This window comes from Streptomyces sp. R35, assembly GCF_041053035.1.
In the GTDB taxonomy this organism is placed as follows: domain Bacteria; phylum Actinomycetota; class Actinomycetes; order Streptomycetales; family Streptomycetaceae; genus Streptomyces; species Streptomyces lutosisoli.
The window spans coordinates 1,565,945-1,578,917 of the sequence record NZ_CP163440.1 but is presented as its reverse complement, the minus strand read 5'-3'; the positions used below and the strand labels follow the sequence as shown (position 1 = coordinate 1,578,917).

General features: G+C 70.1%; 9 protein-coding genes. 4 read left to right on the top strand and 5 right to left on the bottom strand.

All coding sequences use genetic code 11. The annotated features are described in order from the left end of the window. The first annotated feature begins 57 nt into the window (after nucleotides 1–57). Together AB5J50_RS07520 and AB5J50_RS07515 are read left to right on the top strand one after the other, a co-directional pair. Nucleotides 58–1,671: a peptide-N4-asparagine amidase gene (locus AB5J50_RS07520; protein WP_369256099.1), complete on the top strand. Its 1,614-nt coding sequence runs from the start codon at nucleotides 58–60 to the stop codon at nucleotides 1,669–1,671. Between the two features lie 152 nt (nucleotides 1,672–1,823). Then, nucleotides 1,824–3,269 carry a cation:dicarboxylase symporter family transporter gene (locus AB5J50_RS07515; RefSeq protein ID WP_369256097.1) on the top strand — a complete coding sequence of 482 codons (1,446 nt, stop codon included), beginning with the start codon at nucleotides 1,824–1,826 and terminating at the stop codon, nucleotides 3,267–3,269. Here the strand turns inward: AB5J50_RS07515 and AB5J50_RS07510 are convergent. Together AB5J50_RS07510 and AB5J50_RS07505 are read right to left on the bottom strand one after the other, a co-directional pair. Next, a complete protein-coding gene (locus AB5J50_RS07510; RefSeq protein WP_369256095.1) occupies nucleotides 3,262–6,201 on the bottom strand; it encodes an FAD-binding and (Fe-S)-binding domain-containing protein in 2,940 nt (979 codons plus the stop codon). The genes AB5J50_RS07515 and AB5J50_RS07510 overlap by 8 nt on opposite strands. A 20-nt stretch (nucleotides 6,202–6,221) precedes the next feature. Beyond that, complete coding sequence (locus AB5J50_RS07505) at nucleotides 6,222–6,677, bottom strand: MarR family transcriptional regulator (protein ID WP_327426855.1); 456 nt, start codon at nucleotides 6,675–6,677, stop codon at nucleotides 6,222–6,224. Nucleotides 6,678–6,821: 144 nt separating this feature from the next. Between AB5J50_RS07505 and AB5J50_RS07500 the strand changes: the two genes are divergently transcribed. Together AB5J50_RS07500 and mltG are read left to right on the top strand one after the other, a co-directional pair. Continuing rightward, nucleotides 6,822–8,621 (top strand): ABC transporter ATP-binding protein, encoded by a 1,800-nt coding sequence (locus AB5J50_RS07500; RefSeq protein WP_327426854.1) that lies wholly within the window; start codon nucleotides 6,822–6,824, stop codon nucleotides 8,619–8,621. 43 nt (nucleotides 8,622–8,664) lie between these two features. Further along, nucleotides 8,665–9,582: an endolytic transglycosylase MltG gene (mltG, locus tag AB5J50_RS07495; protein ID WP_369256092.1), complete on the top strand. Its 918-nt coding sequence runs from the start codon at nucleotides 8,665–8,667 to the stop codon at nucleotides 9,580–9,582. Between the two features lie 16 nt (nucleotides 9,583–9,598). Here the strand turns inward: mltG and AB5J50_RS07490 are convergent, their stop codons facing one another. The 3 genes from AB5J50_RS07490 to AB5J50_RS07480 all read right to left on the bottom strand — a co-directional run bounded on the left by AB5J50_RS07490 (nucleotide 9,599) and on the right by AB5J50_RS07480 (nucleotide 12,969). Continuing rightward, nucleotides 9,599–10,687: an NAD(P)-binding domain-containing protein gene (locus AB5J50_RS07490; protein ID WP_369256090.1), complete on the bottom strand. Its 1,089-nt coding sequence runs from the start codon at nucleotides 10,685–10,687 to the stop codon at nucleotides 9,599–9,601. A gap of 93 nt (nucleotides 10,688–10,780) precedes the next feature. Then, nucleotides 10,781–11,938, bottom strand: a complete 1,158-nt coding sequence (locus tag AB5J50_RS07485; protein ID WP_369256088.1) for an LLM class flavin-dependent oxidoreductase — start codon at nucleotides 11,936–11,938, stop codon at nucleotides 10,781–10,783. Continuing rightward, on the bottom strand, nucleotides 11,938–12,969 hold the full coding sequence (locus tag AB5J50_RS07480; RefSeq protein WP_369256086.1) for an ABC transporter substrate-binding protein: 1,032 nt from the start codon (nucleotides 12,967–12,969) through the stop codon (nucleotides 11,938–11,940). The genes AB5J50_RS07485 and AB5J50_RS07480 overlap by 1 nt, the downstream gene beginning before the upstream one ends. Nucleotides 12,970–12,973: the final 4 nt, after the last annotated feature.

Here is a 12,973-nt window from a genome sequence, read left to right as displayed (position 1 = left end):
CATGCCGTCCCGAGGGCCCATTGCGGGACGGGTCAACCGCCCCGTAGAACACCGCACATGAGAAGACGGCTCATCATGTCCATGCTCGCCGGGGTGACCCTCGTGGCGAGCGCCTTCCTCGGGGCGGCCCCGGTCTCGGCCACTCAACTCGCGGACCCTCCCGCCGAGTTCGGCACCGACTGGCACGACCCCCTGACCGCCGCCCCGCCGATCGCCGCGCCCGCAGCCAAGTCCTGCGAAGTGACGGTCGCCGAGGCGCAGTTCCGCGACTTCACGCCGTACCGGGGCACGTACGCGCCGCCGAGCGGTTGCGGTGACCGCTGGAGCAAGGTGGTGCTGCGGCTCGACGGCAAGGTCAAGGGGCGGCAGTTCGACCGGCTCGGCTATCTGCACATCGGCGGGGTCGAGATCTTCCGTACGTCCACTCCGGAGCCCTCGCCCGACGGCATCGAGTGGTCCGTCGAGAAGGACGTGACCCGCTACAGCGACACCTTCCGGCAGAGCCGCGACGTCGAGATGCTGATAGGGAACGTCGTCGACGACACGTACACCGGAGTCCTCGACGTCAAGGCCACGCTCACCTTCTACGCCGCCGAAAAGCCCGCCAAGCCGGCGGCGGCCACCCCCGACCGCGTCCTCACCCTCCAGGACGGGACCCTCACCACACCGCGCAACAGCGAGCGCATCGTCGCCGAGGTGTACGCGACCGGGTCCGGTGGCGGCTGCGAGGAGTTCTGGTATCTGACGGTGCCGGGCTCGGCCCCGTACTCCTGCCAGGCGGACAACGGTCCCTACCGCGAGGTGCAGATCAAGGTCGACGGTCAACTCGCCGGTATCGCCGAGCCGTTCCCGACCGTGTGGACCGGTGGCTGGTCCAACCCCTTCCTCTGGTACGTGATCCCGGGCCCGCGCGCCTTCGACATCAAGCCCATCGAGTACGACCTGACACCCTTCGCCGGGCTCCTGAACGACGGCCGTCCGCACCAGGTCGACGTCTCCGTCGTGGGCGTCCCCGAGGGACAGACCGGCTGGAGCGCCCCGGTCAACGTCCTCGTCTGGCAGGACGCGAAGAGCGAGCACGTGAGCGGCGCGCTCACCCAGGTCAAGGCGGGCGACCTGGCCAACTCGTCGACGTACACGCCCGGTTCGGAGAACCGCCTCGACACCGAGGGCGGGCATGGGCTGACGGTCTCCGGGTACGTCGACACCTCGCACGGCCGTGTGAAGACCACCGTCCGGCGGGTGCTGGCGAACACCTCCGTGCACCGCTGGACGGACGGTGAGAACACGGACGGGCTCAAGGCGACCTGGACCGACGACGAGACGGTCACCGTCGACGGACGAGGACCGGCCAGGACGACGCGCACACAGCGCACGTACGCGATGGACGGCACGACGACCCTCGGCACGGACGACCGGTTGCGGACCGTCCTGACGCTCGGCGACCGGGCGGCCGTAGTGGAGACGCGCGGCGGGCGGCGCACCGCGTGGTCGCGGCTCGACGACACCTACACGGGCGACGCCACGTATACGGCGAACGTGCCGCGCGACCAGCGCCATGCGGTCGCGGCGACGAGCGAGCGGTATCGGCTGTACGGCTCGGCCGGGTGCTACGACCGGAGTGTGAGCACCGTGCAGGGAGTACTGACGCAGGACCGCAGCGACTGCTGAGACTCCTGAAACTTCTGAGCAGGGATGGTGCCTCTGTTCCATGATTTACGTGGACGTGACACGGAGGTATCCGGCAGCACGGGGAACTCCTCAATAGTGATCAGCGCGGAAGCGCTTTTCCGCATACCAGAAGTCCCCCTGGAGGAGTCCCCGTGCCGCCGTCTGTACCGTCCCCGCGACGCGTCGCACGCATACTGCGTACCTCATTGTTCGCGCAGGTCGCCTGCGCTCTCGTGCTCGGAATCGTCGTAGGAAGGTTGTGGCCCGACACGGCCACGACCTTCCAGCCGCTCGGCGACGGTTTCGTGCGTCTCATCAAGACCGTGATCTCGCCGCTCGTGTTCTGCGTGGTCGTCGTCGGCATCGCCAAGGCCGGCAATCTGAAGGCCTTCGGGCGGATCGGGCTCAAGTCCCTGATCTGGTTCGAGGTCGCGTCCACGGCCGCTTTGCTCATCGGTCTGATCGCTGCCAACGTTGTCAACCCGGGCTCCGGCATGAACGTCGACCCGTCGAAGCTCGACGCCTCGGCGATCGACGGCAAGACCGCCGGCGGTTCGCTGCCCTCGACCAGCGAGTTCATCCTGAACGCGCTGCCCCAGAGCGCCGTCGGCGCGTTCGCCGAGAACTCGCTGCTCCAAGTCCTGGTGCTGGCGTGTCTGACGGGCGCCGCGCTGCTGCACCTCGGCACCACCAAGGTGCCCAAGATCCTGCCCGCCATCGAACAGGCCCAGGAGATCATCTTCGCGATCGTCGGCTTCGTCATGAAGCTGGCCCCCCTCGCGGTGTTCGGCGCGATGGTCCACCTGGTCGGCGAGTACGGGCTCGGCGTGATCAAGACGTACGGCAAGCTGATCATCCTGTGCTACGCGGTCGCGCTGCTGTTCCTCGCGCTGCTCGCCGTCGCGCTGAAGCTGGTCACCGGGCTCAGTCTGTGGAAGTTCGTCCGCTACACCCGTGCGGAGATGCTGCTCGCCCTCGGCACCGCGTCCAGTGAGACCGTGATGCCGCGCATGATGCAGAAGCTCCGCCAGGCGGGTGCCCGGGACGACGCGGTGGGGCTGGTGCTGCCCACGGGGTACTCGTTCAACCTCGACGGCGCCTCGATCTACCTCTCCATCGGCACGCTGTTCATCGCCCAGGCCGTGGGCGTGGACCTCTCCCTGAGCCAGCAGATCACCGTGATCCTGGTGCTCATGCTGACCAGCAAGGGCATGGCGGGCGTGCCGGGTTCGGCCTTCCTCGCCCTGTCGGCCACCGCGTCCTCCCTCGGCGTCATCCCCGCGGGAGCGGTCGCGCTCCTGCTCGGCGTCGACCGGATCATGGACTCGATGCGCGTCGCCACCAACCTGCTCGGCAACTGCGTCGCCGTCTTCGCGGTGTCCCGCTGGGAGGGCGCGCTCGACCTGGAGCGGGCCAAGAAGGTGCTGGACGGCGAGATCGCGTTCGTGGAGGAGGATGACGAGCCACGGGCCGAGACGCCCGCCCAGCCGGAGCGAGAGCCGGAGCCGGGCCTGGACCTGGAGCCTGAGCCGGCGGCCAAGGCCGACGTGCCCGCTCAAGCGGTCGCGGTCAAGGAACCCGCCCCCGAGGTCAGTTGACCGATTCAGGAGATTCAGGACGGGTCGCGCGCTCCAACTCCAGCAGTACGGAGTAGTAGCCGCGGCCCGTCGCGTGCTCCATCCCCACCTCGCACATACGGTTCGCCGAAAGATGCGCGTCGAAGGGGCGCGAGCCCACGAACGCGGCCTCCTTGCGGGTGGCCGACTCGGTGAGCTCCTTGTGGAGCATGCCGCGGTCGCCCGCGAAGGCGCAGCACCCGGCGTCGTCCGGAACGACCACCTCGTCGGCGCAGGCCTCGGACACCGCGCGCAGCTGGGCCTCGTCGCCCAAGTGGCGCATGGAACAGGTGGGGTGGAGCACCGCGGAGCCGACCCTCCGGAGCACGGTGAGGTGGGGGAGCAGCTCGTCGGCGGCCCACACCACGGAGTCGACGACCGTCAACTCGGCGTGCAGCTCGCGGTTGTCGGCGGTGAGGTACGGCACGACCTCCTGCGCGAGGCCGAGCGTGCAGGACGAGGCGTCCACGACGAGGGGCAGCTTGCCGCCCGCCGTCCACCCCCAGGCGGCCTCGACGATGCGATTGGCCATGACGGCGTTGCCCGTGTCGTACCCCTTGGAATGCCAGATCGTCGCGCAACATGTCCCCGCGACATCGTCCGGAATCCAAACCGGCCTCCCCGCGCGCGTGGAGACCGCGACGACGGCCTGGGCGAGCGACACGTCCCCCGGGCCGGCGAAGATGCGGTTGACGCAGGCCGGGTAGTAGACGGCGGCGGCTCCCACGCGCGCGGTGCGGGGCAGTTTCGCGGAGGCCGCTCCCGGGAGCCCCGGCAGCCACTCGGGCACGAGATCCTGCCGTACCGCCTTGCGTGCCGCGCGCGTCGCGGCGCCCACCCATCGGTCGCCGATCCGGTCCGCGGCGGCCACGGCCAGCCGCGCCGCCGCTTCGACCGCCCGGAAGTTCCGCGCGGCGAGCGCCGCCGTCTTCTCCTCGCGCGGCGAGTGCCGTGCGTGCCGGAAGCCCTCCATCAGCGCGCCCGTGTCGATGCCGACCGGGCAGGCGAGCCTGCACGTCGAGTCGCCCGCACAGGTGTCCACGGCGTCGTATCCGTACGCCTCCAGGAGGCTGTCCTCGACCGGGGAACCGTCGGGCTGGCGCATCATCTCCCGGCGCAGCACGATCCGTTGGCGCGGTGTGGTCGTCAGGTCCTGGCTGGGGCAGGTCGGTTCGCAGAAGCCGCACTCGATGCAGGGGTCGGCGATCGGCTCGACCCGCGGGATCGTCTTGAGGCCCCGCAGATGCGCGAGCGGATCACGGTCGAGCACGATGCGCGGCGCGAGCACCCCGTCCGGATCGATCACCCGCTTCGTCCGCCACATCAACTCCGTCGCCCTGGGGCCCCATTCGAGCTCCAGGAACGGCGCGATGTTCCGGCCCGTGGCGTGCTCGGCCTTCAGGGAGCCGTCGAAGCGCTCGACCGTCAGCCGGCAGAAGTCGTCCATGAAGGCGGCGTACCGCGCGACATCGGCCGTCCGGGACGCGTCGAAGGCGAGCAGGAAGTGCAGATTGCCGTGCGCGGCATGGCCCGCGACGGCAGCGTCGAAGCCGTGCCGCGTCTGGAGTTCGAGCAGTGCCGCACAGGCCTCCGCCAGCCGTTCCGGAGGCACCGCGAAGTCCTCGGTGATCAGCGTGGTCCCGGACGGACGCGCACCGCCGACCGCCGTGACGAACGCCTTGCGAGCCTTCCAGTAGCCGGCGATGGTCTTCGGGTCGCGGGTGAAGGCATTCGTCACCGAGGCGACGGGGGAGACCAGCGCGAGCCCCTCCAGCACTTCGAGGGCCGCCTCCTCGTACGCCTCCTGTCCGGACGCGTCCGGAGCGCGGAACTCCACCAGGAGCGCCGCCGTCGACCTGGGCAGTGCGGCCCAGTCCGCGGGTACGCCCTCGACGCTCACCGAGGCGCGCAGCGTGTTGCCGTCCATCAGCTCGACGGCGAGCGCGCCCGCCTCGTTGAACAGGGGCACGGCGGCGGCCGCGGCCGGCAGCGAGGGGAAGAAGAGCAGCCCGGTGGTGACACACCGGTCCAGCGGCAGTGTGTCGAAGACGACCTCCGAGATGAAGCCGAAGGTGCCCTCGGAGCCCACCATCAGGCCGCGCAGGATCTCGACGGGTGTCGAGCCGTCCAGGAACGCGTCCAGGCGGTAGCCGTTGGTGTTCTTGATCGTGTACTTGGCGCGGATGCGGGCGACCAGTTGGGGGTCGGACTCGATCTCCTCCTTGAGCTCCATCAGCCCGCCGCACAGAGCCGGCTCGGCGTGCGCCAGCTGTTCGTCGGCGTCCGGCTCCGCCGTGTCCACGACCGTGCCGGTCGGCAGCACGAAGGTGAGGGAGGCGAGCGTGCGGTACGAGTTCCGGGTGGTGCCCGCCGTCATACCCGAGGCGTTGTTCGCGACGACCCCGCCGACGGTGCAGGCGACCGCGCTCGCCGGGTCGGGGCCGAGCACGCGTCCGTGCCGGGCCAGCGCGGCATTGGCGCGGGCGACGGTCGTACCTGGCCCGATGCGGGCGCGCTCGCCGCCGTCCAGGACCTCGACGCCGGTCCAGTGCCTGCGCACGTCGACGAGGATGTCCTCGCCCTGCGCCTGGCCGTTCAGCGAGGTCCCGGCCGCCCGGAACACCACCTCGCGGCCCTTGCCATGCGCGTACGACAGCACGGCCGACACGTCGTCGATGTCCTCGGGGACCACGACGACCCGGGGGACGAAGCGGTAGGGGCTGGCGTCGGAGGCGTACCGGACGAGGTCGGAGATCCCGGTGAGCACCTTGTCGGGGCCGAGCAGGGCGATCAGGTCGCCGCGCAGGGGCTCGGGCGTACCCCCGGCACGGTCGTCGGGGACCCGGTCGGGCGAGGGAGCCTCGGGGCGCGCGGCGGGGCGCAGGGCATCCGGCTCCGGCTCCAGCAACGGCATCGCGCACCACTCCTACCGATTCAGCAGCGGTGCTCCAACCTGGGCGCGCCGTCCACCAGGGTGTCCAGCAGCCCGCCGAGCACCTCGCGCTGCTCGTCCGTCAATGGAGCCAGGATCTCCTCCGCGGCGGACCGGCGCGCGCCGCGCAGCTCCCGCAGCGCCCTGCGCCCGTCGTCCGTGACCTCGATGCGGATCACGCGCCGGTTGGTGGGGTCGGGGACCCGGCGCACCTTGCCGCTCGCCTCCAGGCCGTCGACCAGGGACGTGACGGCGCGGGGCACCACTTCCAGGCGCTCGGCGAGATCGGCCATGCGAGGTGGCGAGCTGTAGTGCGCGAGGGTGCGCAGCAGCCGGGACTGGGCCGGTGTGATGCCCAGCTCGCGCTGCTCCAGATGGCGCTTCTGGATGCGGTGCACGCGGCGCGTCAGCCGCAGCAGCTGCTCGGCCAGCAGGCCGTCGGCATCGGGGGTGGTCATGCGGGAACAATATCAGGATGCAGTTCATTGTGAGTATAGGTAACAATGAGCTAAGCTCCGTCAGTCGTCACTTCCATGCTCGCCCGAGCGTCAATCGAGCGAGCATCGCTTCTGTCCTTGTCACCTCACTCCAATAGGAGCCCATTGCGTCCCGATCAACCCACCTGGACCCCGACATCTGCCGACGCGGAACAGCCGCGGCAGGTGCGTCGCATCCTGAAACTCTTCCGCCCCTACCGGGGCCGTCTCGCGATCGTCGGCCTGCTGGTCGGCGCCGCGTCCCTCGTCTCCGTCGCCACGCCCTTCCTGCTGAGGGAGATCCTGGACGTCGCGATCCCCCAGGGCCGCACCGGCCTGCTGAGCCTGCTCGCGCTCGGCATGATCCTCAGCGCCGTCCTCACCAGCGTCTTCGGCGTGCTGCAGACTCTCATCTCCACCACCGTCGGCCAGCGCGTCATGCACGACCTGCGCACCGCCGTCTACGGCCGGCTCCAGCGCATGTCGCTCGCCTTCTTCACCAGAACCCGCACGGGTGAGGTCCAGTCGCGCATCGCCAACGACATCGGCGGGATGCAGGCGACCGTCACCTCCACCGCCACCTCGCTGGTCTCCAACCTGACCAGCGTGGTCGCCACCATCGTCGCGATGGTCGCCCTGGACTGGCGCCTCACCGCCGTCTCGCTGCTCCTGCTGCCGGTGTTCGTGTGGATCAGCCGCCGCGTCGGCAACGAACGCAAGAAGATCACCACCCAGCGCCAGAAGCAGATGGCCGCGATGGCCGCCACGGTCACCGAGTCGCTCTCCGTCAGCGGCATCCTGCTCGGCCGCACCATGGGCCGCGCCGACTCGCTCACGAAGTCCTTCGCGGAGGAGTCCGAGAGCCTGGTCGACCTCGAAGTGCGGTCGAACATGGCGGGACGCTGGCGGATGTCCGTCATCGGCATCGTCATGGCCGCCATGCCCGCCGTCATCTACTGGACCGCGGGCATCGCCTTCCAGCTCGACGGTTCCTCGATATCGATCGGCACGCTCGTCGCCTTCGTCTCGCTCCAGCAGGGCCTGTTCCGGCCGACGGTCAGCCTGCTCTCGACGGGTGTCCAGATCCAGACCTCGCTCGCCCTCTTCCAGCGCATCTTCGAGTACCTCGACCTGCCCATCGACATCACCGAGCCCGAGAGCCCGGTCCACCTCGACCAGGTCAAGGGCGAGATCCGCCTCGAGGACGTCGAGTTCCACTACGACGACAAGAGCGGCCCGATCCTCGACGGCATCGACATCACCGTCCCCGCGGGCGGCAGCCTCGCCGTCGTCGGCCCGACCGGCTCCGGCAAGTCCACGCTCAGCTATCTGGTGCCGCGGCTGTACGACGTCACGGGCGGCCGCGTCACGCTGGACGGGGTCGACGTGCGCGACCTGGACTTCGACACACTCGCGCGCGCGATCGGCGTCGTCTCCCAGGAGACGTACCTCTTCCATGCCTCGGTCGCCGAGAACCTGCGGTTCGCCAAGCCGGACGCCACCGACGAGGAGCTGTACGCGGCGGCGCGGGCGGCCCAGATCCACGAGCACATCGCGTCCCTGCCCGACGGGTACGACACGGTCGTCGGCGAGCGCGGCCACCGCTTCTCCGGTGGTGAGAAGCAGCGCCTCGCCATCGCCCGTACGATCCTGCGCGACCCGCCGGTGCTCATCCTCGACGAGGCGACCAGCGCCCTGGACACCCGTACGGAACACGCCGTCCAGGAGGCCATCGACGCCCTGTCGGCCAACCGCACCACGCTCACCATCGCGCACCGGCTGTCCACCATTCGGGGCGCCGACCAGATCGTTGTCCTCGACTCCGGTCACACCGTCGAACGCGGTACGCACGAGGAGCTGTTGGAGCAGGAAGGGCGCTATGCCGCCCTTGTCCGCCGGGACGCCCAACTGGAGCCGACAAGATGACGATATGCCGGGTTTGGTGGCATTAGCGGGTTAACGTGCCCGCATGCAGATGAACACTCCGCCACGGAGCACGATTCGACTGACGCGACGGGGCCGGGTCGCCCTCATCACGACCGGAGCCGTCGTGGCGGCCACCGCCGTGGCGGTGCCGCTGCTGACGATGGGAGGCGGCGAGGTCACGCAGCCGACGTCCCTCGTCATCCAGGAGGGCTGGCGCTCCGGCCAGGTCTACGAGGCCGTCGACAAGGCTCTCCGGTTGCCCCCGGGCACCACCAAGAAGTCCCTTGCGAAGGCCAACCTGAAGCTGCCGAACGACGCCGAGGGCAACCCCGAGGGGTACCTCTTCCCGGCGACGTATCCGCTCGACAAGAAGGCGACTCCGGAGTCGCTGCTGTCGTACATGGTCAACACCGCGAACCTGAAGTTCAACGGGGCCCCGGTCGCCGCCGGCGCGCAGCGCAACGCGATGAATGTCTATCAGGCGGTCACCATCGCGAGCATCGTCCAGTCCGAGGCGGCGACCAAGGCGGACATGGGCAAGGTGGCCCGGGTCATCTTCAACCGCCTGGAGCGGGGCATGCCGCTGCAGATGGACTCCACCATCAACTACGCGCTGAACCGGTCCACCCTGAACACCAGCCCGAGCGACACGAGGCTCAACAGCCCCTACAACTCGTACCAGCGGATGGGCCTGCCGCCCACGCCGATCGCCAACCCCGGCGAGGAGGCGATGCGCGCCGCGATCACGCCGACCCCGGGCGACTGGCTGTACTTCGTGACGGTCAAGCCGGGCGACACCCGCTTCACGGCCAGCTACGAGGAGCACCAGAGGAACGTCGCCGAGTTCACCCAGATCCGCAGCAGCGCGTCTCCCGCCGCCCCTGTCACCGGCACTGCCACCGCCTCCGCCGGCTCCACCGCTTCCACTGCCTCCACCGCTTCCGTCACCGCCCCTCGCTGAGCCGGCGTACCGGACATCACGCGGCGGTCGGCACCCCCGCCAGCAGCCGCCTGATGTCCCGTACGGCCGCGCGTCCGGCCCGGTTGGCGCCGATGGTGCTGGCCGAGGGGCCGTACCCGACCAGATGGATGCGCGGATCGGCGACCGCGCGTGTCCCCTCGACGCGGATGCCGCCGCCCGGTTCGCGCAGCCGCAGAGGTGCCAGATGGTCGATGGAGGCTCGGAAGCCGGTCGCCCACAGGATGACATCGGCGTCCACGTGACGGCCGTCGTTCCATTCGACGCCGTCGGGCGCGATCCGGTCGAACATCGGCTGCCGGTCCAGCACGCCGTCGGCCAGAGCCTGCCGGATCGCGTCGTTCAAGGGCAGCCCGGTGACCGAGACGACACTCTTGGGCGGCAGCCCCTGACGGACCCGCTCCTCGACGAGCGCGACGGCGGCCCGGCCGAATTCCTCGGTGAAGGGACCCTCACGGAAGACGGGCGGACGCCGCGTCACCCACGTGGTCCCGGCGGCGTACGGGGCGATCTCCATCAGATGCTGGGTGCCGGACGCGCCGCCGCCCACGACGACCACCCGCTGTCCGGCGAAAGCCTCGGGACCGGGGTACTGCGCGGTGTGCAACTGCCGCCCCCGGAAGGTCTCCTGGCCCGGATAGCGTGGCCAGAACGGCCGGTCCCAGGTGCCCGTCGCATTGATCAGCGCCCGCGCCGACCACGTACCGTCGTCCGTCTCGACGAGCAGCCGCCCGCCCTCGCCCTCGCGTACGGCCTTCACCTCGACCGGCCGCCGTACCCGCAGGTCGAAGGTGCGCTCGTAGCTGTCGAAGTACTCCGCGATGACCTCGGAGGACGGGCGCGCCGGGTCCGCGTCCGTCAGTTCCATACCGGGCAGGGAGTGCATCCCGTGCACTTTGCCGTACGTCAGCGAGGGCCAGCGGAACTGCCAGGCGCCGCCGGGACGCGGCGCGTGGTCGAGCACCACGAAGTCCCGCTCGGGCTCGAAACCGCCCCGCCGCAGGTGAAAGGCGCTGGACAGGCCGGCCTGTCCAGCGCCTATGACGACGACGTCGACGTCGCGCGCTCGTACCCCGGTGTTGTTCACGCATCTACTAACCGGACCGGGGTCCGGGATCTTCCCGCAGGGTGTCCGACGGTGAGCCGTTCGACGAGTGATGAGTCACCCGAGGGGCCTCCGTCAGCGGCCACTCGCGACGAGCAGGGGCGCGCCACCTCCCGCGGCCGCCACGCGGGGCAGCAGCCCCCGAGCCGCCAGATCCGGGATCACGCCCTCCCCGAACCAGTACGCCTCCTCCAGATGCGGATACCCGGAGAGCACGAAGTGCTCGACGCCCAGCGCGTGGTACTCCTCGATCCGGTCGGCGACCTCGGCATGACTGCCCACGAGGGCGGTGCCCGCGCCACCCCGTACGAGCCCCACGCCCGCCCACAGATTCGGTGAGATCTCCAGGGCGTCGCGAGAGCCGCCGTGCAGCGCCAGCATGCGCAGCTGGCCCACCGACTCGCTGCGTCCGAGGGCCGACTGCGCGGCCGCGATCGTGTCGGCGTCGAGGTCGTCGAGCAGCCGGTTCGCCGTCGACCAGGCCTCGGCCGACGAATCGCGGGAGATGGTGTGCAGCCGGACACCGAAGCGAACCGTGCGCCCCTCGCGGTCGGCGAGCGAGCGAATCCAGTCGATCTTCTCCCTGACCTGCGCCGGAGGCTCGCCCCACGTCAGATAGACGTCCGCGTGCCGGGCCGCGACCGGCCCTGCGGCCGCCGACGAACCGCCGAAGAAGATCTCCGGCAGCGGATCGGGCGGCAGCGCCGTCAGCCCGCCCTCGACCTGGTAATGGGCGCCCTCGAAGTCGTACGGCTGCCCGCTCCACACCCCGCGTACGACCGACAGGAACTCGTCCGTACGCGCGTACCGCTGATCGTGCCCGAGATGGTCGCCGAAGCGCCGCTGCTCCGCCGAGTCGCCGCCGGTGACGACGTTCAGGAGCAGCCTGCCGCGCGTGATGCGCTGGTATGTCGCCGCCATCTGTGCCGCGAGCGTCGGCGAGATGACGCCCGGCCGGAACGCCACCAGGAACTTCAGCCGCTCGGTGTGCTGGGCCAGCGCCACCGTGGTCAGCCAGGCGTCCTCGCACCAGGTACCGGTCGGAGTGAGCACCGCCTCGAAGCCCAACTGCTCGGCGGCCTTGGCGATCTGTGCCAGATATTCGATGTCGGGCGCGCGGACCCCGCTGACCGGCCGGGCGCGGTCGATGTCGTTCGCGGCGTACGCGTGCCGGTCGACGAGGGTACGGCCGTCGCCGCCGGTCGGCAGGAACCAGTGGAGATGGACGGTCATCAGGATTCCTTGAAGACGCGGGGCGTGGTCGTGGACGGCGGCAGACTGCCGTTGAACCGGGTATCCGTGAAGTCGGCGAAGTCGACCTTGCCGGGGATGAGCTTCAGGCCGGTGAAGGTGTCCGCGATCGCCTGCTCGGAGGCGATGAGCGGCTTGTCGACCGCGACCGCGATACGGCTGGCGTTGGTCCGCTTCACCGAGGCCAGCGCCACCTCGTACGGCAGCCCGGTGTCCTTCGCCCACACCTTGGCCCACGCCTCCGGGTGGTCGTAGACCCAGTCCTGGGCCCGCCGCAGCCGCTCCAGATAGTCCTTGATGGCCGCGGCCTTCTTCGTGTCCTTCAGTGCGCTCGGCGCCGCCACCTGGAAGTTGAGCCCGTTGACCACGCCGTCGCCGTCGGTGAGGATCCGGCCCTGCTTGGCCCCCAGCACTTGCGAGGTGTACGGGTCCCACACCGCCCAAGCGTCGACCTTTCCGCTGGTGAACGCGGCCAGCGCGTCGGCGGGCTGGAGGTACTTGACCTTCACGTCGCTCAGCGTGAGCCCGGCCTCCTTGAGCGAGGCGATCAGCTGATAGTGCGCGGACGAACCCTGCGCCACGGCGACGGACTTGCCCTTGAGCTCCTCGGGCTTCTTCAGCGACGAGTTCTTCGGTACGAGGATGGCCTCGCCCTTGGACGTGCCGTGCCAGGCGGCCACCACGGTGATCTTGGAGTTGGCGCCGGCCGCGAAGACGGGCGGGGTGTTGCCGACGCCGCCGATGTCGACGGCCTTGGCGTTGACGGCCTCCAAGAGCGGCGGGCCGGACGTGAATGTCGACCACTTGATCTTGTAGTCGAGGTTCTTGAGCTCTCCGGCCGCCCGCAGCACAGCCTCCGAACCGCCCTTCTGGTCACCGACGTTGAGCGTGAGGGACCCCTTGCCGTCGGTCCCGGCACCCGCGGCGGTGTCGGCCGCAGAGTTCCCGCCGCAGGCGGCGAGCAGCAGGGCCAGGGGGAGGAGCAGGGCGGCGGGGGCGAGGCGTCGTCGCATGGTG

What these genes read in the sequence shown, in the direction of transcription:
- AB5J50_RS07520 (WP_369256099.1), top strand. Translation starts at nt 58, where the DNA reads ATGAGAAGACGGCTCATCATGTCCATGCTCGCCGGGGTGACCCTCGTG.
- AB5J50_RS07510 (WP_369256095.1), bottom strand. Translation starts at nt 6,201, where the DNA reads ATGCCGTTGCTGGAGCCGGAGCCGGATGCCCTGCGCCCCGCCGCGCGC.
- AB5J50_RS07505 (WP_327426855.1), bottom strand. Translation starts at nt 6,677, where the DNA reads ATGACCACCCCCGATGCCGACGGCCTGCTGGCCGAGCAGCTGCTGCGG.
- mltG (WP_369256092.1), top strand. Translation starts at nt 8,665, where the DNA reads ATGCAGATGAACACTCCGCCACGGAGCACGATTCGACTGACGCGACGG.
- AB5J50_RS07485 (WP_369256088.1), bottom strand. Translation starts at nt 11,938, where the DNA reads ATGACCGTCCATCTCCACTGGTTCCTGCCGACCGGCGGCGACGGCCGT.
- AB5J50_RS07480 (WP_369256086.1), bottom strand. Translation starts at nt 12,969, where the DNA reads ATGCGACGACGCCTCGCCCCCGCCGCCCTGCTCCTCCCCCTGGCCCTG.